The sequence below is a fragment of the Cryobacterium cryoconiti genome, from assembly GCF_004403065.1.
Lineage (GTDB): Bacteria > Actinomycetota > Actinomycetes > Actinomycetales > Microbacteriaceae > Cryobacterium > Cryobacterium cryoconiti.
In genome coordinates, this window is sequence record NZ_SOHA01000042.1 from 1 (window position 1) to 24,269 (window position 24,269).

Below are 24,269 nucleotides of genomic sequence, written 5' to 3' on the forward strand. Positions count from 1 at the left end.
GCCGGCGTCCGGCCCCGGCGCAGCGACCGCGGCCGGCAGCGCGGGTGCCGCGGCCGGCAGCGGCGGTCCCACCGTCCCCAGCGTGCGCTGGGTCACGCAGCCTGCCTGTCGCTGGGCGGCGGCGTCTCCATCAGCACTCGGGCGATCACGCTGGACGCGGTGACGCCGTCGAACTCGGCCTCGGGGTCGAGCACGAGCCGGTGCGCGAGCACCGCGTCGGCGAGTTCCTTGATGTCGTCGGGCACGACGTAGTGACGACCGTTGGCGGCGGCGAGGGTCTTCGCCGTGCGGATCAGGGCCAGCGCCCCCCGCACGCTCACCCCCAACCGCACCTCGGAGCTCGTGCGGGTGCCGTCGATCAGCCGTGCCACGTAGTCGTTGATGGTGGCGTCCACGAACACCGTCCGGGCGAGGGCGGCGAGTTCGACGACGGTCTGTGCGGAGACCACCGGCGGCAGCGTGATCTCGTGGGCGCGGTGCCCGGCGCCCTCGAGGATCCGCACCGTCGAGGCGTGGTCCGGGTAGCCGATCGAGGCCTTCATGATGAAGCGGTCGAGCTGGGCTTCGGGCAGTCGGTAGGTGCCGGCCTGTTCGATCGGGTTCTGCGTGGCGATCACCATGAACGGGGCCGCAACCGGGTGGGTGACGCCGTCGGCGGTGATCTGGCCCTCCTCCATCACCTCGAGCAGCGCGGCCTGCGTCTTCGGACTGGCCCGGTTGATCTCGTCGGCGAGCACGATGTTCGCGAAGATCGGACCGCGGTGGAACTCGAACGCCCCGCTCCGCTGGTCGTAGATGCTGACCCCGGTGATGTCCCCGGGCAGCAGGTCGGGGGTGAACTGCACCCGGTTGCTGGTTCCCCGCACGCTCTGGGCGATGGCGCGGGCAAGCGATGTCTTGCCGGTGCCGGGCACGTCTTCGAGCAGCAGGTGCCCGCCGCTGAGGAGCGCGGTGAACGACATCCGGATGACGTGGTGTTTGCCGAGCAGAACCTGCTCGACCCCGGTCACCAGTCGGTCGAAAACGTCGGCGAACTGGGCCGCCTGCTCCGCGGTCATTGTCATGGGGTGATCACTTTCGTGGGTTTCATGGTGCGTAGGTATAGCTCTGATTATTCACGGTCACCGTGAGTCTCACCGATCCGGCGGGCGGTGGAGTACCCTCCGTGGCGAAACTGCAGGTGTTCGGGGAGTCGGCGGCGCGCGGGGCCACCGAAGCGTCACCAGGCACCGAGCACCGGTAGTCGGCGGGGAAGTCGTTGTTGTCCGGCCCGTTGGTCCAGCTGATCACGCCGGTCGCCGGGTTGTAGCCGAGCCCGGTCACGGTGAAGCTGACGGATGCCTCCGGCGCCGTGAGCGTGCCGGACCACGGCCCGCAGGAGCCCCAGTCGGTGCAGGCGGAGACCTGGTAGCGCACGACCTCGCCGAAGGGGAGTCCGAGCAGTTCACGCGGCCAGCCGGTCCCGCCGAAGGTCTTGTCGGAACCCGGGACGGGAGCGCCGGAGGCATCCACCGCCCGCAGTCGATAGTCACGGATGCCCGCGGACGGGCTGATCCCGTCGACACGCAGATCCCAGGCTTCTCCACGCGGCGCCATCGTGCTCGCCACGTCAGTGACGGGCCCCGGAGCCGGACGAACGAGCACGCTCGTCACGGCTGTCGACGCGCAGCCGGCCGCGTTGTACCCCCAGACCACGAAGTAGTACCGTCCGTTGTCGGTGAGCAGGTCGTCGAACACGACGCTGCTCGCCTCGCCGCCGAGAGTCTGCTGCCTGGCAACGATGCCGCCCTGGCTCGGTGCCTGCACCGCCCCCGACGCGGATACGGTGCAGGCCTGCGCACCCGTCGGAACCCGGTCGGCGTTCAGCTGTTGCACGAAATAGCCGCCGATCACGGCGCCCCGGCCATCGAACGGGTCGAAGGACACGGTCACGGCCCCGGCGGCGTCCGCAGCGGTGGCTGCTATCCCGCCGGCGCGGGCCGGCCCGAACGGCGTCGCGCTGCCGGACGCGCTCTTCCAGCCGGCCAGGGCTGGGTAAGCGTCGTTGCGGGCGCTGACGGTGAAGGGTGTGTTCACTCCGTTGGCCAGGCCCATCACGTCGACGGTGCAGGATGCCGCGCCGCAGTCCGGTCCGGTGGCGCTGACCTCCGGCGCCGCGACGCCGTTCGCGGTGACGACGTAGCCGCGCATCGCGGTTCCGCCGCCGGCCGGAGCGACGGTGTTCCAGCGCAGGCGCAGCCCGCCGTCGAGCGGCTCGGCCACCAGTCCCGTGGGTGCGGACGGGATCGAATCGGACCAGACCCGATCGCCGAGAACGGTCGGCGTCGACAGGCCGATCGTGTTCCGGGCGGCGACGGAGAGCCGGAGCGCGTTGTTCTGACCGTTGCCGGGCGTCGCCACCTCGCAGGCCGTGGCCTGGCAGAGGGAGGTGCCGACCACGGCACCCGACGCGGCATCCCGCAGTGTGATCTCGAAGCCCGTGATGGCCGAGTTGTTGAAGGCGCCGGCGTTGAACGAGACCGAGAGGGTGCGGTCCGCGAAGCCTGTGACGCGCAGGCTGGACACCGGGTCCGGCTTGTCCTGAACCGACACGCGCACCGTGCCCCAGGCGTAGCGGCTCGGGTCGTTGGTCGCGTCGGCCACCTGGTATTGCAGGTTCAGGTCGGTCGCAGCGGCGTCCGCCGACACCGTGACCGTCAGCCTGCTGTTGTCGGCGCTGGGCGTGACGCTGACCCCGTCCGGGACGCGGCCGCCGTCCAGCCCTCGCACGGCGAGCACGCGGAGCGGCACCGCCGGGAAGGGGTTGGTTGCGCCGTCGTTCGCGAGCACCTCGACGACGGTCGTGCGTCCGCGCGGGGCGACGGCGGCATCCGCCTGCGGGATCGCGACGGGCCGGGTGGAGGCGACCACGCCGAGGTCGATCCGGCCGGCGCGACCGTCGTTGAGGTCGTCCCGCACACCGATCGTGATGGAGCTCCGCGCACCCTTCGCAGTGGATTCCGCGGCACGCAGCGTGAGCGTCTGGCCGTCCAGCGTGTAGCTGAAACCGACCGGGCGCGGGTCGAGCACGGTGTACGCCAGCTCGGCCTGGTCCTTCGGATACGGGTAGCTGGTGAGCTTGGTGAGGTCGATGACCTTCTCCTGGCCCGGCTCGACGTCGAGCACGGCGCCGCCGAACGCCGGAGGCTGGTTCTCACGGGGCGTGACGAGGATGGGCAGCACGATGGTGGCCGTGCGGCCGGAGGCATCCGCCGCCCCTGACCCGTCGGTCACCTCGAAGGAGATGGAGGCCGGACCGAAGTACTTGTCGGCGCTCGTGAAGGCGAGGCTGGTGTCACTGCCGACCAGAGCCGCACCATCGGAATGGGTGGCCTGCACGAGGCTCTTGTCGGTGAGCCGCACCTTCTTGCCGCCGACCGCGACCACGTAGTCGTTGATGTCGATGGTCAGCAGCGACTCGCTCCGCACGGTGAGCGCGGGTACCCCCCGGCGCACCTGGGGCAGGGCGTCGTCCGACCCGGGAACCCAGATGAACGCGTAGGACACGATGCTCGCGTCTTCCGGGTGGGCGACCGCGAACGGGATGATCTGGCTGGCCGCACCCACCGTGACGCGGATGCGCCGGGCGGGCGTGATCTCGGCGACCGGTGCGAAGCGGTCGGGCACCGTCAGATCCAGTTCACTGGCCGGGCCCTCGGCGAAGAAGACGTTGGCCAGCACGTCGACGTCGACCGTGCGCGCCTCGAGCACGTCGGAGAGAGCCACGTGGGTGTCGCGCGCGTCCGGTCGCGAGCGGGGCGCATCCTCCTGCACCACGACGGTGAGGAAGGTCGAACTCGTGCCGCCGCGCTCGTTCTGGATCGCGTAGATGAAACCGTAGCGGCCCTCTGTCGGCGGTGCCGTCACGGCCACGGTGTCGCCGTCGACGACGGCGCTGCCCGCATCGGTGCCGGAGTCGCCGCTCCCCTCGACGCCCGTGATGCTCAGCGTGCCGCCGTCGGGATCGGAGTCGTTGCCGAGCACGCGCACGGCCACGGTGCTGCCGGGGCGCACCACGACCTCGTCCGGCGCGGCGACCGGGTTGCGGGCGCCGTCGAGGCGTGGGCTGATACCGACCCGGACCGTGCCGACGGCCCTGGCCCCGAGCGCGTCGACCACGGAGTAGGTGAACGTGTCCGTTCCGGCCGAGTATTCCCCGGCCGTGTAGGAGAGTGAGTCGGTTCCCGTGACCGAGACGGTGCCCTTCTCGGGGCTGGACTCCTGGCCCACCAATTGCACGGAGTCGCCGTCGGGGTCGATGCCGGACAGCGGGATCGGGATGCTCACGGTGTCGCCGGCGAGCACGCGCGCGGTCACGGTCTTCGGCACGGGGGCGCTGTTGGAGGTCGGGTCGGCCTCACGCACCGCGATGCTGACCTCGGCGTTGGCGAACTGGCCGTCCGGGGCGTTCACTCGGTAGACGGCGGTGACGTTGCCGGCCGTGTCCGGCGCCAGGAACCGCAGCACGCTGCCCGAGACGAACAGCAGGCCGCCGCCGGACGGGAGCTCGGTCGCGAGCGCCGGGGCGAGGGTCAACGGGTCCCCGTCGGGGTGCTCATCGTTCGCGAGCACGGGAATGTCGATGGCGTCGCCGACCCGCACGGAGATGGTGTCCGGCACGGCGATGGGAGCCTGTTTCTGCGCCGGCGGCGGGATCTCGATCACGGTCACTGTGCCGACGGCTTCGGCCAGGCCGTTGCTGACCCGGTAGCCGAAGACTGCCGTGCCGCCGTCGAGCGGTTTGGTCAGGGTCACCCGCAGGATGCGCTGGTCGAGGATCTCGATCCGCATCCCACTGTCGGCGGGGACATCCGTCGTGCCGGTCACCAGCAGCACTCCGCCGGCCGGGTCGGAGTCCGAGGCGAGAACGTCCACCAGGGTGGCCTGCTGGCCGCGGATGAAGGCGGTGTGCGGCACCGTGATCGGCGGGGTGTTCGCGTCGGGCGCGGCCGTCACCTGGACCCGGATGCGTCCGGTGGCGGTGAGTTCGCCATCCGTCACCGCGTACTCGATCTCGTGAACGCCCACCACGCTGCTCTGCAGCCGGAACGTTCCGGCGTCGAAGTCGGCGACGACATCGACCTCGGGTTTGGCCGGCACACTGCTCAGGCGCAGCGGCGCCGACCCACCGCGCACGTGTTCGAGCGGTGAGACGGTCACCTCGCTGCCCGCGGTCGCCAGCACGACGAAGGCCTCGGCGACGATGGGCACCGACCCGCGCGGGCGCACCATGACCGCGAGGGTGCCCGAACCGGACAACCGGCCGTCGGAGACGGTCAGGCCGACGGTTTTCGCGCCGCCGCCGGAATCACCGTCCGTGTAGACGACGGATCCGGCAGGGGTGAAGCTGACCCGGTCGGGTTCCGGCGTGGTCGCGGCAGCCAGGTAGAACGGGTCGCCGTCCGGGTCGATCCAGTCGCCGAGCACGGCGGTGGTGACCCGCCCGCCGGCGTGCACGGTGGTGTTCGTCGTGCGCGCCTGCACGGGTGCGGCATTTTCCTCCGGGCCCCGCACCGTGACGGTGACGGTGGCGGAGGCGCTGCCGCCCCGCCCGTCGTTGATGGTGTAGTCGAAGGCCAGGCTGCCGGATGCCTCCGGTGCGAGGGTCAGCTGCACCTGCTGGGTGTCCGCCACGAGCTCGAGCCGCCCGTCCGCGGCGGGCAGGTCGGTGACTGATTCGATCACCAGCACGTCGCCGTTGGGATCGAAGTCGTTGAGCAGCACAGGCAGCGTCACCGTGCGCCCCGGCCTGCCGCCGAAATCGTCGTCGACGGCGACCGGCGGCACCTGTGCCTTCTCGTATTCGGGCGTGCTGTCGTCCGTGGTCTGCTCGACCTGCTGCTGATCCTCCTCCGTGTCGATCAGGTCGGCCCAGTTGTCGATCAGTTCGTTGTCCTGCTGCACCGCCCAGGACGCGCCGTTGCGGGCGTCGTTCAGCACCAGTCCGGAGCCGTTCCGCCGGAAGGCGAGCCGGGCATCACCCACCACCCCGGACAGCGTGGCCGTGTTGGCGTCGACGGATGCTGCTCCGCCGCCCGCGGTGCCGGCATCCTCTCCGCAGTCGCGCCACACGGTGCCGTCCGACCAGGCCGCGTGGGCGCAGGAACCGTCCAGCACCGGGGCGGCGGCGTCGCCGTTCCGGCCGGTGACGAGCGTGCTCAGCCGGCCGCCCGCGACGGGAACCGAGACGAGCCCTTCCCGGTGGGCGACGAGGACGCGGTCGCCGGTGAGGCTCGGCTCGGCCAGGATCGGATCGTCGGCGGCTCGGATGCTCCCGGACAGGTCGTCCTCGCCCTCGGCGTGGAAGACTCGCCGGGTCGACGCGTTCAGCAGCGCCCAGCGGCCGTCGACGCTGGTCAGCTGGTAGCGGTCATCCGGTTCGCCCGCCGCCACCACGACGGTGCTGGTGATGGTGTCGCTGGTGAGGAGATCGACCCGGGCGAGCTCGCCGGTGGCGGGTGTGAAGGCGAAGAGCACCCCGGCGTCATCCATGCTGATCACCGAGCCGGCGCCGAAGGCCAGCATCGGCTCAGCGGTGCTGTCGAATCCGGACAGCTGGTTCGCGGCCACGTTCCAGACGTCGCCGTCCGCGGTGATCACCGCGCGGTCGCCCGCCAGGATGACCGACGCGGCTTCCGGCGGCAGCGCCACGCTGTCGGCCACCTCCGCGGTGGCGGGGTCAAGGATGTCGAGGGCGCTGTTGCCGCGGTCCAGCACCAGAACGGTGGCACCCTGCTGCACCACGTCGAGGCTGGCGCTGCCGGCGGTGACGACCGTGTTGAGTTCGAACACGGCCGTATTCGCCCGTCCGACCACCTGCCGGGCCTCGTTCGTCACCCAGACTGCCGCGTCACCGAGGTCCAGCCGTTGCGCGGTGTAGCCGCCCGAAACCACGGCCAGAGTGGCGACGACGGCGACCACCAGGGTTGCACTGAGAGTGGTGGCGAACAGTGACCGGTGGGTGGCGAGCCAGCGACGGATCATTGATCGGCGCCAGTCCCGGTCTGCGTACCGGCGGGTGCGCTGTCCACGCACTTCTCGCCGCTGGGCTCCCCGCTCTTGCCGTCCCGGTTCACGGCGACGGTCGCGCAGACCCGCGCCCGGCCCTGCGGGTCGACCGTGAATTCCGTTCCGCGCTGGATGCTGCTCTCGCCGGTGCGCAGGGTCACCACGTAGTTGTCGCCGTCCCGCACACCGGGATCGGACCAGGTGAACCTGGCCGTTCCGGAGCGGAGCTCACCGGTCAGATCGCTGACCCCGGGGATCTCGGTGCCGGTCTGGCGTACCAGCACGGACGCCGCCGTACCGGCCAGACCCAGGATGACGGCCGCGGCGGCCACCAGCCCCCAGACCGTGAGCAGGCGCCGCCGCGCCCTCGGCGCGGTGGTCACGGTGACGCCCGGAGTGCCCGTGCCGGCCCGTCCGGACGTCGCCGACCGGGTGCCCCGGCTGCTGGCCGGTGCCTTCCGGCGGCGACGCGGGGCGCTGTACGCGTCGACGGAGTTGACACCCGTGATGCGGGTGCGGTCGTCCTCATCGTCGACGGACTCCATCGCCCAGCCGTCTCGCGCCACCTCGAGCGGCGTCTGGGCGAGACCGAGTTCGGCCTCGACCGATTGGAGCTCGCGGATGAGCTCCAGCACACTTCCCTGGCGCAGTTCCGGCCGCCGGGACATGGACCTGGTCAGGATCGCCTCCAGCCGGTCCGGCACGTCGGCGCGGTTCAGCGGCGGGATGCGGGCCTTGTTGATCCGGGCCATCATCGCCGCGGAACCGTTCTCGATCCCGGGCAGTTCGAACGGTGAACGTCCGGCCAGGAGCGAGTAGAGCGTGGCGCCGAGCGACCACACCTCCGCGGCGACCGATCCCGAGATCTCGCCGAGGAGGACTTCAGGGGCAGACCACGGAATCGAGAGTCCCACGGCGTCGGATCGTTCGGCCTCGCCGAGGGTGGCCGCGATCCCGAAGTCGGAGAGCACCGGGTGCCCATACGCGGTCACCAGGATGTTGGACGGTTTCAGGTCCCGGTGCAGAACGCCGGCCTGGTGGGCGGTCTCGACGGCGCTGGCGATTTTCACACCGATTCGCAGGGTCTCCGGAACCGGCAGCGGTTGCACGCGATAGCGCTGGCTCAGGGTCGAGGAACAGTACTCCATCACGAGGTACGGACGCCCGTCCGCGGAGACGCTCGCCTGGAAGACCGTCAGGATCGACGGGTGCGAGCTCAGCTGCGCCATCAGGTTCGCCTCGGCCTGGAAGAGCTGGCGTACGTGGTCGTTGACGATCTCGGCGAGGAGCACCTTGACGGCGACCTGGCGCCTCGGCATGTTCTGCTCGTACAGGAACACGTCGGCGAAACCGCCGGATCCGAGCAGCCGCAGATAGGAGAATCCCGGCAGGTTCGGCGGCGTCGAGGGTAAGCGCCGTGCCATGTCGCCTCCCGGTACCGTCGATGCGTGTCAAACGTGTGAACAGGCGCACGTCGACCGGGTGACTCGACGGGCGCCCCTAATTTTAGGGGCCTGCCGACGTTCAGGAGCGTGCCCGCCGTTGGGGTGGCGGGAAACTACCCCAACTCTGGGGGTACGGCGTCGCCGACGGCGAGAACGTCCAGCACGATCACGGTGACGTTGTCGCGACCGCCGTTGTCGAGCGCGGCCTCCAGGAGAGCCTTGGCCGCGTCATCCGCTCGCGGGTTGGAGATCAGGAAATGACGGATGCCGTACGCCGTGAGTTCCTTGGTCAGGCCGTCGGAGCAGATCAGGAGCCGCATCCCGGCCTGCAGGGGGCGAATGCGGTAATCGGGCACCGGCGGTTCGTGGAACCCGACCGCACGGGTGACGATGTTGCCGTGCGGGTGCACATCGGCCTCGTCCCGCGTGATCCGGCCGGCGTCGACGAGCTCCTGGACCACGGAGTGATCGGTGGTGATCTGCTCCAGCACGCCTGAGGTGAGCTGGTAGACCCGGGAATCGCCGATGTTGAACACGATCCACTGCGGCACTCCGGAGACGACGGCCAGCGCCGCTCCCGTGACGGTGGTTCCGGTGCCGAGGTCGGTCACGCCCTCGCCGGAGGCCATGTCCACGACCGAGCGGCTGAGCGCGTCGTTGATCTGCTGCGCCTCGACGTGGTCCGTGCCGGCGAGTTCGGCCAGCCGGGTGACGACGGCGGCGCTGGCGACGTCGCCGGCGGAGTGCCCGCCCATCCCGTCGGCGACCGAGAAGACGGGAATTTCCGAGACGAGGCTGTCTTCGTTGATCTGCCTGCGGTGACCGGTGTCGGTCAGCGCCGCCCAGGCCAGGGTCACGGTCTTCTGCACCGTTGGAAGGAGGACGGTGGAACCGGTTGAGCCTTGACCAATCTGGGTCACGGTTGTGCCTTCCGAAATTGCCGAGCGATTACTGAGCGGGCGTCGTGCCGGCTGCGGGGAGGATCTCGATGATATTACCGTCCCCGATGTCCACTGTCGTACCGGGCAGCACCGTGAGCGACTGTCCGGGGTGGAGACGTAGCCTGCGTCCACGCGGCGGAATCACGATCGACCCGTTCGTGGAACCGAGGTCGGTGACGACCACCGAGCTGCCCTCCTGCCGGATTTCGAGGTGGGTTCCGGAGACCGCGGAGGTCGGTGAGTCCACGTTCACCAGCCGCGCCGGAGCACCGGATGCGATGCGCGGCGGCCGCGGACGGCGCCCGACGTGACTGGGCCGGTCAAGCGGAATCTCCTCCCCGTTCGGCAGCCGGAACCGCAGCCGCGCCTCGGCGGGACGCACCGGATGAGCTGCTGCCGCTCTCGGGGTGGCCCGGGCCGGGCGGCCCAGGACGGTGTCCGCGTCGGCCGGACTCTGGTTGCCCCCGGCGTGGATGATCGTGGCGTCGTCTGGGGGGTCGTCTGGGGGGTCCGCCGCTCCCGGGGCCGCGTCGGCCGGGGCCGGAGCCGGCAGTGCCAGATCCGACAACGACCAGAACAGTGTGGTCGCGTCCACAGATCCCAACCCGAACGGATGACCGGAGCCGAGGCCGGCCGCGGGCACCACCGGCCGGCCGGCGAACCCGATCGTGAGCCCGATCACGGACCGGAAGTCAGCCAGCAGCCAGGGGCGGATTCCGCCGGCCGAGAACCGACGCGATCCACCGACCGAGAACACGTCGACCGCCACGTCGCCGCGAGCGATCACGGAGACCGGGATTCCGTCCTCGTCGGTGGGGGCGCGCTGCACGATCACTGCGAAGTGCGCGGTCGGGGTCTCCCCACCGAGCGGAAGCAGGGCCACCAGCGCTTCGGCTTCGACGTGGGGTGCCGTGACGAGCGCGGCCAGTGTCGCGGTCACCGCCGACGGAGTGTCGTCCGGCAGCGCCGCGATGAAGCCGCGGCCCACCACGAACGTCCAACCGGCTTGTCTGCCGGGTTCGAGTTGGTATCCGACGCGCCCCACGGAATTGGTGCCTTCCATTCAGTACACGAGCAAGTCAACACCATCGGTTGCGGGATCGATCCGATTCGACGGTGACGCCGCCGAAGATCCGACGCACATTGAGCATCATCGCGGCGGGAATCGAGCCCAAACCAGTCAATACTCAGTGGATTCCGTTGTCCTTGCTGTGTATTACTGCGGAATCGCTTGCCTGAGGCAACTCCCACTGGCATACTCGCTGGATGAGCGTAAACGGGCGCAATGTTGCGGGCAAGTCGGCACCGCTGGACGAGGTCTCGAAGAAGATCATCGAGCAACTCCAGGTCGACGGCCGGCGCTCCTACGCCGAGATCGGCAAAGCCGTCGGTCTGAGCGAGGCCGCCGTGCGTCAGCGCGTGCAGAAATTGACGGATGCCGGCGTCATGCAGGTCGTCGCCGTCACCGACCCGATGCAGCTCGGGTTCTACCGCCAGGCCATGATCGGGATCCGTGCGACCGCGGACACCCGGGTGCTCGCCGACCAGCTGTCCGCCATCCCCGCCGTCGACTATGTCGTTCTCACGGCCGGCTCCTTCGATCTCCTGGTCGAGGTCGTCTGCGAGGACGACGAGGAACTGATCGACCTTCTCAATGCTCAGATCCGCGGTCTCGACGGAGTCAGCTCCACCGAGACCTTCGTTTATCTCAAACTCCACAAGCAGTTCTACAACTGGGGAACACGGTAAAAAAATGACAACCACAGCACCCACCACGCACTCCGCCGCGACCGACAGCGCAGTCGACGCCCACGTCGACGCCCACGTCGATGCACTGGTCGACGCCACGGTCGATACCGCGAGCGCCGGCGACACCGTAGCCGAGGCCCCGGCTGCACCGCGCGTCTACACGGATGCCGAGAACGCCGCCCTGCAGCAGAAAGCGAAAGACCACCTCTGGATGCACTTCTCGCGCCAGTCGGTGCTCGAATCGGGTCACGGCGTGCCGATCATCACCAAGGGTGTCGGACATCACATCTGGGACTCCAACGGCAAGAAGTACATCGACGGCCTGAGCGGACTGTTCACCGTCAACGCCGGCCACGGCCGTAAACGCCTCGCCCAGGTGGCAGCCAAGCAGGCCGAGGAACTCGCGTTCTTCCCGATCTGGTCCTACGCCCACCCGAGCGCGATCGAACTGGCCGACCGCCTGGCCGCCAACGCTCCCGGCGACCTCAACCGGGTCTTCTACTCGACCGGCGGCGGCGAGGCCGTGGAGACCGCTTTCAAACTGGCCAAGTACTACTGGAAGCTGCAGGGCCGCCCCACCAAGCACAAGGTCATCTCCCGCAACGTGGCCTACCACGGCACCCCCCAGGGTGCACTGGCCATCACGGGCATCCCGGCCATGAAGGAGATGTTCGAACCGGTGACCCCGGGCGGATTCCGCGTGCCGAACACCAACTTCTACCGCGCCGACGAGATGGGTTCCGGGTTCGGTGACGACGTGGAGAAGTTCGGCCTGTGGGCCGCCAACCGGATCGAGGAAATGATCCAGTTCGAGGGACCGGAGACCGTTGCTGCCGTGTTCCTGGAGCCGGTGCAGAACTCCGGCGGTTGCTTCCCGCCGCCCCCCGGCTATTTCAAGCGTGTGCGCGAGATCTGCGACCAGTACGACGTGCTGCTGGTGGCTGATGAGGTCATCACGGCCTTCGGACGTATCGGCAACATGTTCGCGTCGACCACCTTCGGGATCGAACCGGACATGATCACCTGCGCGAAGGGCATGACCAGCGGCTACTCACCGATCGGCGCCACCATCATCAGCGACCGCATCTACGAGCCCTTCAAGCACGGCGAGACCACGTTCTACCACGGCTACACCTTCGGTGGCCACCCGGTTTCCGCCGCTGTGGCCATGGCCAACCTCGACATCTTCGAGGAGGAGAAGCTCAACGAGAACGTGCGCGAGAACTCCCCGCTCTTCCGCGCGGAATTGGAGAAACTGCTCGAACTGCCGATCGTGGGCGATGTGCGCGGCGAGGGCTACTTCTTCGGAATCGAACTCGTCAAGGACAAAGGCACCAAAGAGACGTTCAACGACGCCGAGTCCGAGCGCCTGCTGCGGGGTTACCTCTCCAAGGCGCTGTACGAAGCGGGACTCTACTGCCGCGCCGACGACCGAGGCGACCCGGTCGTGCAGCTCGCTCCCCCGCTGACCATCGGCCCTGCCGAGTTCACCGAGATCGGCGACATCCTGTACGGCGTGCTCTCGGAGGCCCCGAAGTACCTCTAGCGTTCGGCGTCCCGGTGCCGATTCGCGCACCGGTCACGCGGACTCAGGCGTTTGCGGTCTCGTCCAGCGGGACCGCAAACGCCCAATCCGGCAGATGCCCCACACCGAACACTGTGCGCAGCAGTTCAGCCATTGGGTAGCGGGGATCGATCGCCAGCGCCCGGTCGACGAAGATGCCGGCGACGGACCCGCGCCCCATCGCCCAGGACAGCCAGGCCAGCATGCACAGCGGTGCCGGCCGGGCCCGGCGCGGCGCCAGAGCCACCAGCAGTTTCAACAGCCGGATCGCCCGCTCGATCCGCTCCGGGTCGGGGCGTTCCCGCGAGAGCCCGAGCATGAGGTCGCCGGTGGCCCGGGTGTTCGGGCTGTCGTTCCCGGCGGCCTGCTCCTCGCCGATGATGTCGTCGAGGCTGCGCCCCGTGGCGCGCTGGATGATCGCATAGCGCAGGTTCAGTTCGTGCGTCTGCCGCCCGACCGTCTCGCCGAAGGCGAACTGCAGCATCATCTGGTCCCGGCAGGCCGGCCCCTGCACGAGGTACAGCACAGTGGCCGCGTCGTCGACGCCCAGCTGCTCGAGGTCGAAGCCCAGCGCGGCCTCCGCGGCCGGCACCGGGTCGAGGATGTCGCGGGCCAGCTCGAGCAGCTCCGGCACCGTCTGCGACGTCGAGCCGAGCCGCTGATACCGAGCGAGCCGCCGGGCGACCTTCGCCTTCATCGACGGGTCGACCGCCGGCAGGTCGGCGCGGCTCTGCAGGGTGGCCAGGTCTGTGCGCACCGCGGCGGGGATGGCCCGGTGCACGTCGGAGGCGGCGATCGCGCTCAGCGGATTCCCGCCGGCCGGGCAGTCCGGGTCGAGGTATGAGCCCCACCCGTCCGGTGCCACACAGAGGGCGTCGCGCACCAGGAAACCGGAGAGTCGTGCTCGCGCGCACAACACCTCCGCGAAGCGTTCCTGCGGCAGGCCGGTCACGCCCGCGATGGTTTCGTCGCTGTAGAACACGGGAACCAGCGCGTCGACGCCCGGGATCTTGCAGACGGTGCCCACGAGGGTGGTGGCGATGCGCCCCAGCACTTTTTGCGGGGCTCCGGGTTCGGGCAGGTTGAACCGCATGGCCCCGCAGGTGCGGTTGCCGCGGAAGGCGACGAGCACCAGACTCTTCTCGGGCAGGAACCCGACGAGCTGTGGCACGAGGGCGAGGAAGTCATGCGCTTCCCTGGTCTTGACGATTGTCCTGTTCATGGATCCACCCTGATCGGAAGCGGCTTCCCCTCCCGATCCGGGCCCGGTCGGTGCACAACTCGGCGGATTCACATTCTGGGGAGGCCCGGCCACGTACTCTGGATCGAGACGGATGCGGCCGGTGGGCAAGCACGACACCGACAGAGAACGAGGTTCACGGATGGCGTTTTCAACGATTCTGGATGTGGTGCTCCTGATCGTGCTGTTCGGCTATCTCGTGTCCGGGTATCGCAGTGGGCTGATCGGAAGCCTCAGCGGAATCGCAGGACTCGTCGCAGGAGCCGTGGCCGCCTACTTCCTGGTGCCGCTCGTGGGCACCTGGGTTCCCGCTGCGGAGTGGCGCACCGCCGCCACCCTGGCGACCGCCGCCGTCCTCCTGATCGGCGGTCTCTCCCTCGGCCGTTCCGTCGGCCGCCTGCTCACCCCTCAGGGAACCCGCAACAAGCTCCGCGTCATCGATCGCATTCTGGGTGCCGGCGCCGCCGTCACCGTGTCCGCCCTGGTGGCCTCGATGATCGCCTTCAGCATCGGCGCCCTCGGCGTGCCGGTGGTCTCCTCGGCCGTGAGCTCGTCCAGCGTGATCCGTTCGATCGACTCGCTGACCCCCGACCCGGTCACGAGCTTCCTGGCCCAGCTGCGGTCGATCGTGGCGACCGAGGGCATCCCGCGCGTCGTCGAGGCTTTCAACGGCCCGGCCCCGGTCGTGCCCAGCGTGGGCACCGACAGCGAGGCACTGCTGGCGGCGCGGGCATCCGTGCTGAAAATCACCGGAACCGCCTACGCCTGCGGCCAGAACCAGTCCGGCAGCGGATTCGTCATCGCGACCGACCGGGTGCTCACCAACGCCCATGTCGTCGCCGGGGTGTCGGAGCCCGTGGTGGTCACCCCCGACGGCCGGGCCCAGTCGGGTCAGGTCGTCTATTTCGATCCGGTCGTCGACCTCGCCGTGATCGCGGTGTCCGGGCTGGACGCCCAACCGCTCGCGCTCGGCGACAACCTGGGACCGGGCAGCCTCGCCGTGAGCGGCGGCTACCCCTTCGGCGGGCCCTTCGAGTCCGCGCCGGCCGAGGTGGTCGCCGTCGCGCCCGCCATGGTGGCCGACATCTATGGCGCGGATCCCTCGTCCCGGCAGATCTATACGCTGGCCGCCGATGTGGCCCACGGCGAGTCCGGCGGCCCTCTGCTCAGCGAAGCCGGTGTCGTGGCCGGCGTCATGTTCGCCAAGTCGACCATCACCGACAACCTCGGCTACGCCCTGGCGATGGAGGAGGTCGATCCGGTCGCGGCTCAGGCATCCGCGCTCGACGCCCCGGTCTCCTCCGGCTCCTGCATCAGCGGGTAGCCCGCGGTGGCAGACTAGACAGGTCCTGAACGCGCGGGACCCCAGGAAAGGCCCTCAGCATGACTATCATCGCCGCCGCCGACGGTTCGGCCCTGGGCAATCCCGGTCCCGCCGGATGGGCGTGGTACGTCGACGACTCCTGCTGGGCTGCCGGCGGCTGGAAACACGCCACGAACAACCAGGGTGAGCTGAAGGCCGTGCTCGAGCTGTTCCGGGCCACCGCGCACCTCGACGACGACCTGCTCGTGCTGTGCGACAGCCAGTACGTGATCAACTCCGTGACCAAGTGGATGCGCGGGTGGAAGGCCAAGGGCTGGCGCAAGGCGGACGGCAAGCCCGTGATGAACCTTGATCTGCTCCAGGAGCTCGACGAGGCCCTGGCCGGACGCAAGTATCGGTTCGAATGGGTCAAGGGCCACGCGAACCACCCGCTCAACGAGGCCGCCGACACGCGTGCCCGGGCTGTGTCGGAGGCGTTCCAGCGCAAATCACCGATCAACGCCGGCCCGGGCTGGGTCCGGGCGGGCGACGCCCCGGCTGCCCGTCGGCCCGCGCTGACCGCTCCGGCGAAGGCACGGGCCGTCGCCGCTCCGACCGTCGCCCGGAAGCTCCCGGCCGGACCGGCGCATCCGGAACTCTTCGCTTTCGACGAGCCGCCGACCTCCCACACCGTGTCCCTGGAACTGTCCCCGGACGAGCACGCCCGCCTGTCGGAGCGCGCCGCCCGGCTCGGCGTCAGCGTTGAGGTACTGCTTCGCGGCCTGATCTGACCTCTGGGGTCCTCGCAGCGGTCTTGGCCGCGTTTCTCGCCGCGTTCCTCGGCGGCAGCAGGGTGTTCGCCTCGTCCAGGGACATGCCGTTGGTCTCCGGGATCTTGGTCAGCACGAAGACGAACGACAGCGCCGCGAACAGCGCGTACATGCCGTAGGTCAGCGGCAGCGAGACGGCTGCCAGCGACGGGAAGGTGACCGCGACCAGGAAGTTGGCGATCCACTGGGCCGCTGCCGCAATGCCGAGCGCTTTGACCCGGATGGTGTTCGGGAACATCTCGCCGAGCAGCACCCAGACGACCGGGCCCCACGAGGCGCCGAAGAAGACCACGAAGACGTTTGCCGCGACCAGGGCGATCGGGCCCCACGCACCGGGCAGGCTGATCTCGCCGCCCACGGTGACCGACTGGCTGAAGGCGATCGCCATGGTGGCCAGGGACAGCGTCATGCCGATGGATCCGGTCATCAGGATCGGCCGACGTCCGATCCGGTCGATCAGGGCGATGGCGATGAAGGTGACCGCGATGTTGGTCAGCCCGGTGAACACCGAGATGGTGAGCGAGCTCGATTCCTCGAAGCCGACCGCCTTCCACAGGGTGGTCGAGTAGAAGAAGATCACGTTGATGCCGACGAACTGCTGGAACATCGACAAGAGGATGCCGATCCAGACGATCGGGCGCAGGCCGAAGGACTTGCCGCGCAGCGACCCGGCACGCTGACCCAGGGCGTCGGCCTTGATCGAGGCACGGATGTCCCGGATCTCCCGGTCCACGTCGCCGTTGGGCCACACCTTCCGGAAGACCGCACGGGCCTCATCCTCACGGTCTTTCAGCACCAGGAAACGAGGGGACTCCGGCAGGATCTTGGCGATCACGAAGTACACGGCAGCGGGGAACGCGCAGGCCAGGAACATCCACCGCCAGGCGTCGATCCCGAACAGGGAGGGCTCACCCGCACCACCGGCCGTGTTGGCGAACAGGGCATCCGACAACAGCGCGGAGAAAATACCGATCGTGATGGCGAGCTGCTGGAGCGATCCGAGACGCCCACGCATCGCTCGCGGCGAGATCTCGGCGATGTAGGCCGGGGCCACCACGGATGCCAGCCCAATACCGAGACCCCCGACGATGCGCCACAGCACGAGGTCATAGACGCTGAAGGCGAAGGCGGAACCGACCGAGCTGACGAAGAACATGATCGAGCCCAGGAGCATCACCGGAATGCGGCCGAACCGATCGCCGACCCGGCCGCCCAGATAGGCGCCGGCGGCGGCCCCCAGGAGCGCGCTCGCCACCGCGAAGCCGGTCAGGGTCGCCGTGAGCGCGTACTCGTCTTCAATGGCATTCACCGCGCCGTTGATCACGGATGCGTCGAACCCGAACAGGAACCCTCCGAAGGCACCTGCAATAGCCAGCGCGATGACTTTCCCGTTCGTGGATGGTTTCTCGGTCTGGAACATCGTCACTGCCTCTAACTGATTGTCTAACAATCCGGAAGAGACTACGCCCGAACAGGGGGTGCCGATAATCGGCGGCGGCATACGACCGTCACCTGCCTGTGCTATTCATGAGCCATGACGCGATTCCTCGGAGTTGACCTGGCCTGGGCCGAAGGCAGCGCGTCGAAACCGGCCAACGAGTCCGGCCTGGCCTGCATCGATGAGACCGGCCGGGTGATCGACGCCGGCTGGGCCCGCGGCACGGATGCCGTGATGGCCTGGATCGACTCTCTGTGGGAGCCCGGCGCCGTGCTGGCGGTCGACGCCCCCCTGGTGGTGCACAACCTCACCGGCATGCGCCTGTGCGAGCGGGAGACCGGGAGTCGCTACGGCAGCTGGCACGTCTCCGCGAACGCCTCGAACCTCGGCCGCCCGTGGGCCGGCGGGGTGGCGATCCGCCGCCGGCTGGAGGCCTCCGGCTGGACCTACACCGACGGCCTCACGCCGGTCGATCCGGCCGCCCCCAGCTTCTTCGAGTGCTACCCCTACACGACGCTCGTGGGCGCGGCAGAGTTCGGCTACGTCGACAAGAGACCCCGCTACAAGCGCATGGGCACCTCGCTTCCGCCGGACGAGCGCCGGGCGGCGCGGGCCGCGGTCTGCGACGACCTGATCCAACGGATCTGGCGGCTCACCCGAGCCTCGCCACCGCTCGACCTGGGCTCCCACCCCGTCTCGGACGCCCTGGTGACCGTGCCGTCACCGTTGGTCGACCGACCCTACAAACACCGCGAAGACCTGATCGATGCCCTGCTCTGCGCCTGGACGGCCTCGCTCTGGTGGCACCGGGGCATGGAGCGCTGCCAGGTCCTCGGCGCCCTCGACGGCGTGTCGGAGCTCGGTCAGCGCCCGACCATCATCGCGCCGGCCCGGCCGGAGCAGCGCCGCGACGACGACGGGGCGCGGCTCGTCACCGCACCGGGTACCAGCGCGCCTTGACCCGCTCCGTCACCTGCCACGACACCGGTTCCACACGGGCGCGGGCCGCAGCGAGCACATGGTCACCCACTTCGAGCGCCATCGCGGCGTCATCCGCCGTGAACCGCACGATCGCGCGGGGTGCCCCGGCGACGACGGCGAGGTCGGATGCCTCCACAATCGTCATCTCGGCGGCGGCGGCCGCGAGCGACGACAGTACGGAGTCCGGGGCCACGCCCGGGCGGAGGGACCCGATGATCAGGGTGATGCGAAACGAGGGCATTCAGCCAGCGTAGGCGGGGAAGCAGGTGTTCCGGACCGGAGCGAAGAGGTGTCTACTGGAGCCACCGGCTCCGTCCCGGTCTCCGCTTCCGGCAGACTCCGCTGCCGGCAGACTCCGCTACCCGACCGAATGGAGGTCGACATGCTCTGGCGTATTCCCCTTCTGGTTCTGCAGGGATTCTTGGCTCTGACCTCGTTCGCGGGTGGGATGGCCCTCATGTTCGGGCCCAGCCTCGGCCCGCTCGGCATCGTGCCGCCGGCCGAGTTGCTCGCGGGCACCGGGTTCGACTCCTATCTGCTGCCCGGTCTCATCCTGGTCGCTGTCGTCGGAGGCACGCATCTCGTCGCGTTCCTGTTGCTGCGGCAACGCCGACGCTCCGCTCCGGCCGCGGCCTCGGTCGCCGGGTTCGGACTGCTGATCTGGGTCTTCGTTCAGATGATCTTCATTCCGTTCAGCTTCCTGCAGGCCGTTTACTTCGGCGGCGGCCTGCTGGAGCTGGTGTTCGTGCTCCTCCTGCTCGACGTGGTCAATCCTCGGTGGACGGCGGCGGTGTCCCCGGGAAGCGCACTTCGACCCGGGTCCGGTCCGCCAGCTCATCCCCGGCCGGATGAGTCAACTCAATGATCACGACGCTCGGAGCCTGGCCGAGGAGATCAAGGACCGATCCGATCTCCACCCCGGCGTAGGGGTCGTCGAGATCGAGTTCCTCCGGGCGCACGCCGAACAGCGGGTCGGCGGCAGCCACCATCAACACGGCTCCCCGGTGCTCGGCCTGCTCGAACACGCGCGCGAGCTTGGCTTCGGTTTCGGATTGGGTGGCGCCCACGATATCCCCCAGCGGCAGGGTCACGAGCGCTTTGCCCAGCTCACTCGCCACGGATGCCGCTGCCGTGGCCTTGCCCGCGGCATCCGTTCCCGTGAACACGGCGATCGCGCCGGCCCCCGCCAGCTTCACGACGTCACGCACGGTACCGACCACCGCAGTGCGCTCCGCCGCGTCCAGGGTGAACGACGCCATCACGGCGAAGGACAGCCGCAGGGGCGCTTGGGATGCCAGCCACAGGGAGGTCAGCACCTCGTTGGTCAGCGGGGAGGGCGAGAGCCAGACCTGCAGGTTGTCCGCCGAACCGATGGGGACATTCAGCACGGGGTGGCGCTCGATGACGGCTCGCGCCGTGCCGAAGACGCGGTGGCTTCCGGCATCCGTGTCGACCTCGTCGCCGGGATACGCGCTGACCAGGTAGTGCAGTTCGGCAATGACCCGGCTGGGTCCGCGCTGGGTTTCCTCCCGGTAGCTGATGAGGCTGTCGTAGTAGAGGAACAGGTTGATGGAGGGGCCGGTGACACCGGTTCGCGGGGAGCCGAGCGCGTAGGACGTGACCGGCAGCCCGATCGGTGGCGAGGAGAGCAGCCGTTGCAGAGCGACGGTCGTGGAGGCGATGGCCTGGCCGTAGTTCGTGAGCGACGACATGGTGACTCCGGCTTCTGAGCATTCTGGAACGAGGGACGGAAGTGAGCAGACGAGGCCACGGTACTCCGACTCCCCATGCAGGTCGAGGCATTCGCTGCTGCCCGGTCGACCCGGCCCCGGTCGGGAGCGCCATGCCGTAGCCTGCATCGGGAAGCGTGTTCGCGGCTGGTCTCGATGTGTGTCCGGCGACGTGTGGCCGCTGCTACCCGCTTGCGGCGAAGGAGACCCATGGACTACTCGGTAACGATCGTGGCGCAGGCGCATGTCACGAAACCTGATGCGCTGCGCTTGATCGCGGAGGCGGCGGGTTCGACCGTTCAGGATGCCGCCACGGCCCATCCCTTCGTGCCGCTCGTCGGCGGCGGCCGAGTCGAGGTGGAGATTCCGAAGTTCGGTGAGGCGCCGCCGCTTGCGATCGATGTGTTCAGCCCGCACAGTGTCGAGCAGGCCCGGATGTCCGCGCTGGCGCTGCAGGCGGCTCTGGTCCGTGTGACGGACTGGCCGACGGAGGTCAGGTAGGCACCCTCCACGACGCGCTGCTCGAGCCCCGGCGGTCGAGCCCGTCGAGACCCGGTGGTCGAGCCCGTCGAGACCCGGTGGTCGAGCCCGTCAAGACCCGGCGGTCGAGCCCGTCGAGACCCGGCGGTCGAGCCTGTCGAGACCAAAGACCAAAGACCAAAGACCAAAGACCAAAGACCAAAGACCAGCTCCTACAGCGTCACCCGCTTACTCGGCAGTGCAATCAGGGTCTGCTCCGGGTCGACGTCGACCGGTGGCCGGAGCCAATAGTCGTTTCCGGTGCGGATGATGCTCCAGTGCTGGTTGTGCAGCAACAGGTGATGCGGATGACACAGCAACACCCCGTCGGCAAGGTCGGTGTACCCGTTGTCAGCGAGCCATTCATTGATGTGGTGCGCTTCTGTCCACGCAGGTGATCGATCGCAGTCGACCCACCGGCAGCCGCCATCCCGCACTCCCATCGCAGCGCGTTGCGCCTCGGTGAAAAGACGTTGGTCACGTCCGACGTTGATGATCTGACCGGTGTCGTCGACCTGGATGCCGCGGGTTCCGGTGTCGCAGAGCAGCCGGTCGATCGTTTCCTTCGAGATGGGAACGGGGCTGCCCTCGATCTGCCCATGGGCGGCGGCTTCGGCGGGCACCGGTCCATCCGTCTTGAGGGACTTTTCGGTCACGATCACTCGAACCGCGGGGCGGCGGCCGCCGAAGACCCGGCCCTGGTCGGCCTCACCGGCGATCTTCAGCAACTGCACCAGGGCGTCGGCGGCGATCTGCTCGGTGCTGCGCGGGTCATCCTGCACACGCTTGGCCCAGGCAGCCTTCTCCTTGTCGACGAAACGCACCCCGCCGCGGCGAGGGCTGGTCACGGAGTCGAACGTGGACAGCACGAACTCGCCGTCTTCGGGGGCGAAGAGCCCATTCAGGCGCACCTTGCCGTTGTCCAGTCGGTAGACCCGCAGGAACCGGTCGTCGTGGGCCTGCTTCTCCCGGGCGGCGATGCCGGCCTCGTCGAGCTGGTCACGGAGGCGGCGGGCGAGCTTGAAGACCTGATCTGCGTTCAGTGACGCGGCCTCAACGAGGAGCGCCTCGAGGGCGGTGCCGAGCTTTTCAGCGGTGACCGCGGCATCGATCTCGCCGAGGCCGGAACGGATCGACTCGGCCGCATCGACCGAGAGGCTGCCGTCGGTGACAGCTCGGGCGATCGGTGCCTGCCACGGCAACTTCGCCACGAACTCCGCGACCGCGGCGGGATCCGCGTCGGGCGACTCCACGGCCGCCTCGACCAGTTTCTCCGCCGCCTCGGCATCGGCCATCATCGTACCGACCGCAACGAACTTGAAGGCGTCGTTCTTCGTCGACCCGGTCACCGTCTGGATGAGTGCCTCGGGCGAGAGGAACCCCTGCTGCGCGGCCAGGCCGGAGTGGCCGAGCTCCGGCCGCGAGCGACGGGCGATGGTCGCGGCCATCCACGCCGACCGGGTGTCGAGGAGCCGCCGGGCTGCTGCGATCTGCTTCTGACCGGCCAGCACCTCGGCATCGGGCAGGGCCTCATAATCGGCGCAGGAGGAGCCCAGGCGAGCGACGGCATCCGTTGCCGTTCTGAGGTCGTCTGCGGTGGTGGTCATGCGTCGAGAATAGCAGAGTTAGTACGCGTAGTCGAGAGTCTGTTATATATTTATAGACAGATACTCGAAGTTGTGTTCTAAGTAGTCACGGGTCGGCTCGCCGGGTCTCGACAAGCTCGACCACCGGGGTCTCGACGGGGTCGGCTCGCCGGGTCTCGACAGGCTCGACCACCGGGGTCGCGACAGGGTTGGCTCGCCGGGTCTCGACAGGCTCGACCACCGGGGTCGCGACAGGGTCGGCTCGCCGGGTCTCGACAGGCTCGACCACCGGGTCTCGACAAGCTCGACCACCGGGAGCGGGGCCCGACCACCGGGACGCGGCGCAGGTTGTGGATCGCGGCGAGCGTTCTAACGTGCGCCTGCTTCCACACGGTGCGCCGCGACGAGCGTGCGGGAGCGGTGCACCGACACTCACCAGTCGGTGCGGGCGCGTTCCTGGGCGACGACCGCGTCACGGTCGACCAGGCGGCGCAGCCCGGCGAGCGGCTGTGCCATGCGGTGATTGCCCCGGATGCGCGGCTCCACCCGGTCGAGGAACGCCCAGTACCCGGCGGTGAACGGGCACGCGTCCTCGCCCAGCCGTTTCTTCGGGTTGAATGTGCAGGAGCCGCAGAAGTCGCTCATCTTGGAGATGTAGGCGCCGCCGGAGGCATACGGCTTCGTGGCGACGATCCCGCCGTCGGCGTGCTGGGACATCCCGACGACGTTGGCGGGCATCACCCAGGGAGTGCCGTCGACGAACGCGTTCGTGAACCACTCGGTGAGCTCAGCCGGCTGGTAGCCGCGCTGCAGCGCCCAGTTGCCGAGCACCATCAGACGCTGGATATGGTGCGCGTATCCCGTGCGACGCACCTCCCCGAGCACATGGCTCAGGCACTTCGCCCGCACCGCGCTGCCGTCGAGTTCCCAGAACTCCCGCGGCAGTGCCACGTTCGCCTCGAGGTGGTTGCTGCGCCGCACGTAGTCCTCGCCCAGGTGCCAGTAGAGGTGCCAGACCCAGTCCCGCCAGCCCATGATCTGGCGCACCACGGCCTCCACGCTCTGCAGCGGGGCTCCCCCGGTCTCGTAGGCGGCGATCACGGCGTCGATCACCTCCCGCGGATGCAGCAGCCCCAGGTTCAGGGGAACACTCAGCTTCGCATGGGCCATCGTCTCGTCACCGAGCAGGGAGGCATCCTCGAACGGGCCGAAATCGTTCAGGCGCGTCTCGACGAAATCAGCGAGCGCCGCGAGCGCTTCCGTCCGGGTGGCCGCGAACAGGCGAGGTCCGTCCTCGCCGATGAGGTGGATGCGTCCCTCGGCCTGCCACGTGTCCAGGTCGGCGCGCACCTGCTCGTCGATGTCGTCTTCGACCGGGCGGAACGGGTCCGGCAGCCCCAGGCTCACCGCTCCCTTCGGCGGCGGCTGGCGATTGTCGTGGTCGAAGTTGAACTTGCCGCCCTCAGGGTCGGGCCCGCGCATGAGCAGCCCGGTCTCGGTGCGCACCTGGCGATAGAACTGGTCCATGATCATCCGGGATGGTGGTCGGCCTTCCGCCCACGCGGCGAAGTCTTCCTCGCTGGTCACGAAGCCGCGGCTCGGCAGAACCCGTGCTCCGAGCTCCCGAACGAGAGCCCGGGAGCCCCAGGAGGTGGGATTGACCACCTCGAGGTCACGACCGGTGAGCACGTCGCGGTAGTGCTCGGCGTGCAGGTATTCCACCCGGTCACCGAGTTCTCTGGCCCGGTGCCGGAGGGCGCTGAGGATCAGGTGCGCCTTGGCACGGTGGTACGGGTGCCGACCGAGTACACCGACGGACTCCACCATCAGGAGAGGTCCGCCGTCGTCGAAGTGGGGGCCGAGTTGGTCGGCGAAGATGAAGCGGGGCACTGCCAT

19 protein-coding genes are annotated in these 24,269 nt (G+C 69.0%); 7 read left to right on the plus strand and 12 right to left on the minus strand.

Going from position 1 to position 24,269, the window contains the following annotated elements:
* Positions 1-92: 92 nt before the first annotated feature.
* From E3T49_RS15290 to E3T49_RS16670, 5 genes are all read right to left on the minus strand, one after another.
* The gene (locus E3T49_RS15290; protein WP_134425781.1) at positions 93-1,064 is read right to left on the minus strand and encodes an AAA family ATPase; all 972 of its coding nucleotides are present in this window, start codon (positions 1,062-1,064) and stop codon (positions 93-95) included.
* Between the two features lie 22 nt (positions 1,065-1,086).
* Positions 1,087-7,023 carry a fibronectin type III domain-containing protein gene (locus E3T49_RS15295; protein ID WP_134425782.1) on the minus strand — a complete coding sequence of 1,979 codons (5,937 nt, stop codon included), beginning with the start codon at positions 7,021-7,023 and terminating at the stop codon, positions 1,087-1,089.
* Positions 7,020-8,471, minus strand: a complete 1,452-nt coding sequence (locus tag E3T49_RS15300) for a serine/threonine-protein kinase (RefSeq protein ID WP_134425783.1) — start codon at positions 8,469-8,471, stop codon at positions 7,020-7,022. Before E3T49_RS15300 ends, E3T49_RS15295 begins: the two co-directional genes overlap by 4 nt.
* 134 nt (positions 8,472-8,605) lie before the next feature.
* Positions 8,606-9,412, minus strand: coding sequence for a PP2C family protein-serine/threonine phosphatase (locus E3T49_RS15305; protein ID WP_134425784.1), 807 nt, complete (start codon positions 9,410-9,412; stop codon positions 8,606-8,608).
* Positions 9,413-9,440: 28 nt separating this feature from the next.
* A complete protein-coding gene (locus E3T49_RS16670) occupies positions 9,441-10,478 on the minus strand; it encodes an FHA domain-containing protein (RefSeq protein WP_241972860.1) in 1,038 nt (345 codons plus the stop codon).
* Between the two features lie 221 nt (positions 10,479-10,699).
* Between E3T49_RS16670 and E3T49_RS15315 the strand changes: the two genes are divergently transcribed.
* Positions 10,700-11,182, plus strand: coding sequence for an Lrp/AsnC family transcriptional regulator (locus tag E3T49_RS15315; RefSeq protein ID WP_134425785.1), 483 nt, complete (start codon positions 10,700-10,702; stop codon positions 11,180-11,182).
* Between the two features lie 4 nt (positions 11,183-11,186).
* Positions 11,187-12,728 carry an aspartate aminotransferase family protein gene (locus tag E3T49_RS15320; RefSeq protein WP_134425786.1) on the plus strand — a complete coding sequence of 514 codons (1,542 nt, stop codon included), beginning with the start codon at positions 11,187-11,189 and terminating at the stop codon, positions 12,726-12,728.
* A gap of 43 nt (positions 12,729-12,771) precedes the next feature.
* On the opposite strand, the gene E3T49_RS15325 is transcribed toward E3T49_RS15320, so the two are convergent.
* On the minus strand, positions 12,772-13,968 hold the full coding sequence (locus tag E3T49_RS15325) for a DUF4192 domain-containing protein (protein ID WP_134425787.1): 1,197 nt from the start codon (positions 13,966-13,968) through the stop codon (positions 12,772-12,774).
* Between the two features lie 160 nt (positions 13,969-14,128).
* On the opposite strand from E3T49_RS15325, the gene E3T49_RS15330 reads away from it, so the two are divergent.
* Positions 14,129-15,310 (plus strand): MarP family serine protease, encoded by a 1,182-nt coding sequence (locus E3T49_RS15330; RefSeq protein ID WP_134425788.1) that lies wholly within the window; start codon positions 14,129-14,131, stop codon positions 15,308-15,310.
* A gap of 59 nt (positions 15,311-15,369) precedes the next feature.
* Entirely contained in the window at positions 15,370-16,080 is a 711-nt protein-coding gene (locus E3T49_RS15335; RefSeq protein WP_134425789.1) for an RNase H family protein, read from the plus strand.
* On the opposite strand, the gene E3T49_RS15340 is transcribed toward E3T49_RS15335, so the two are convergent.
* Positions 16,046-17,539: a sugar porter family MFS transporter gene (locus E3T49_RS15340; RefSeq protein WP_134425790.1), complete on the minus strand. Its 1,494-nt coding sequence runs from the start codon at positions 17,537-17,539 to the stop codon at positions 16,046-16,048. The two genes, E3T49_RS15335 and E3T49_RS15340, sit on opposite strands and share 35 nt — an antisense overlap.
* A gap of 114 nt (positions 17,540-17,653) precedes the next feature.
* Here E3T49_RS15340 and E3T49_RS15345 point away from each other — a divergent pair, with 114 nt between their 5' ends.
* Positions 17,654-18,517, plus strand: a complete 864-nt coding sequence (locus E3T49_RS15345) for a DUF429 domain-containing protein (protein WP_134425791.1) — start codon at positions 17,654-17,656, stop codon at positions 18,515-18,517.
* Here the strand turns inward: E3T49_RS15345 and E3T49_RS15350 are convergent.
* Positions 18,489-18,779 (minus strand): hypothetical protein, encoded by a 291-nt coding sequence (locus E3T49_RS15350; protein WP_134425792.1) that lies wholly within the window; start codon positions 18,777-18,779, stop codon positions 18,489-18,491. The genes E3T49_RS15345 and E3T49_RS15350 overlap by 29 nt on opposite strands.
* A gap of 141 nt (positions 18,780-18,920) precedes the next feature.
* Between E3T49_RS15350 and E3T49_RS15355 the strand changes: the two genes are divergently transcribed.
* Complete coding sequence (locus E3T49_RS15355) at positions 18,921-19,403, plus strand: hypothetical protein (RefSeq protein WP_174722435.1); 483 nt, start codon at positions 18,921-18,923, stop codon at positions 19,401-19,403.
* Here E3T49_RS15355 and E3T49_RS15360 read toward each other — a convergent pair.
* Positions 19,306-20,250, minus strand: coding sequence for a Pvc16 family protein (locus tag E3T49_RS15360; protein WP_166785582.1), 945 nt, complete (start codon positions 20,248-20,250; stop codon positions 19,306-19,308). The two genes, E3T49_RS15355 and E3T49_RS15360, sit on opposite strands and share 98 nt — an antisense overlap.
* 228 nt (positions 20,251-20,478) lie before the next feature.
* On the opposite strand from E3T49_RS15360, the gene E3T49_RS16290 reads away from it, so the two are divergent.
* Positions 20,479-20,769, plus strand: a complete 291-nt coding sequence (locus E3T49_RS16290) for a hypothetical protein (RefSeq protein WP_166785583.1) — start codon at positions 20,479-20,481, stop codon at positions 20,767-20,769.
* 191 nt (positions 20,770-20,960) lie between these two features.
* Here the strand turns inward: E3T49_RS16290 and E3T49_RS15365 are convergent, their stop codons facing one another.
* The 3 genes from E3T49_RS15365 to E3T49_RS15375 all read right to left on the minus strand — a co-directional run bounded on the left by E3T49_RS15365 (position 20,961) and on the right by E3T49_RS15375 (position 24,269).
* Positions 20,961-22,394, minus strand: coding sequence for a DUF222 domain-containing protein (locus tag E3T49_RS15365; protein WP_134425794.1), 1,434 nt, complete (start codon positions 22,392-22,394; stop codon positions 20,961-20,963).
* A gap of 85 nt (positions 22,395-22,479) precedes the next feature.
* The gene (locus E3T49_RS15370) at positions 22,480-22,662 is read right to left on the minus strand and encodes a hypothetical protein (protein ID WP_134425795.1); all 183 of its coding nucleotides are present in this window, start codon (positions 22,660-22,662) and stop codon (positions 22,480-22,482) included.
* A gap of 143 nt (positions 22,663-22,805) precedes the next feature.
* Complete coding sequence (locus E3T49_RS15375; RefSeq protein ID WP_134425796.1) at positions 22,806-24,269, minus strand: cryptochrome/photolyase family protein; 1,464 nt, start codon at positions 24,267-24,269, stop codon at positions 22,806-22,808.

What these genes read in the sequence shown, in the direction of transcription:
- E3T49_RS15375 (WP_134425796.1), bottom strand. Translation starts at nt 24,269, where the DNA reads ATGGCAGTGCCCCGCTTCATCTTCGCCGACCAACTCGGCCCCCACTTC.
- E3T49_RS15330 (WP_134425788.1), top strand. Translation starts at nt 14,129, where the DNA reads ATGGCGTTTTCAACGATTCTGGATGTGGTGCTCCTGATCGTGCTGTTC.
- E3T49_RS15360 (WP_166785582.1), bottom strand. Translation starts at nt 20,250, where the DNA reads ATGTCGTCGCTCACGAACTACGGCCAGGCCATCGCCTCCACGACCGTC.
- E3T49_RS15335 (WP_134425789.1), top strand. Translation starts at nt 15,370, where the DNA reads ATGACTATCATCGCCGCCGCCGACGGTTCGGCCCTGGGCAATCCCGGT.
- E3T49_RS15350 (WP_134425792.1), bottom strand. Translation starts at nt 18,779, where the DNA reads ATGCCCTCGTTTCGCATCACCCTGATCATCGGGTCCCTCCGCCCGGGC.
- E3T49_RS15300 (WP_134425783.1), bottom strand. Translation starts at nt 8,471, where the DNA reads ATGGCACGGCGCTTACCCTCGACGCCGCCGAACCTGCCGGGATTCTCC.
- E3T49_RS15355 (WP_174722435.1), top strand. Translation starts at nt 18,921, where the DNA reads ATGCTCTGGCGTATTCCCCTTCTGGTTCTGCAGGGATTCTTGGCTCTG.
- E3T49_RS15345 (WP_134425791.1), top strand. Translation starts at nt 17,654, where the DNA reads ATGACGCGATTCCTCGGAGTTGACCTGGCCTGGGCCGAAGGCAGCGCG.
- E3T49_RS15295 (WP_134425782.1), bottom strand. Translation starts at nt 7,023, where the DNA reads ATGATCCGTCGCTGGCTCGCCACCCACCGGTCACTGTTCGCCACCACT.
- E3T49_RS15365 (WP_134425794.1), bottom strand. Translation starts at nt 22,394, where the DNA reads ATGACCACCACCGCAGACGACCTCAGAACGGCAACGGATGCCGTCGCT.
- E3T49_RS16290 (WP_166785583.1), top strand. Translation starts at nt 20,479, where the DNA reads ATGGACTACTCGGTAACGATCGTGGCGCAGGCGCATGTCACGAAACCT.
- E3T49_RS15315 (WP_134425785.1), top strand. Translation starts at nt 10,700, where the DNA reads ATGAGCGTAAACGGGCGCAATGTTGCGGGCAAGTCGGCACCGCTGGAC.
- E3T49_RS15320 (WP_134425786.1), top strand. Translation starts at nt 11,187, where the DNA reads ATGACAACCACAGCACCCACCACGCACTCCGCCGCGACCGACAGCGCA.
- E3T49_RS15325 (WP_134425787.1), bottom strand. Translation starts at nt 13,968, where the DNA reads ATGAACAGGACAATCGTCAAGACCAGGGAAGCGCATGACTTCCTCGCC.
- E3T49_RS15340 (WP_134425790.1), bottom strand. Translation starts at nt 17,539, where the DNA reads ATGTTCCAGACCGAGAAACCATCCACGAACGGGAAAGTCATCGCGCTG.
- E3T49_RS15290 (WP_134425781.1), bottom strand. Translation starts at nt 1,064, where the DNA reads ATGACAATGACCGCGGAGCAGGCGGCCCAGTTCGCCGACGTTTTCGAC.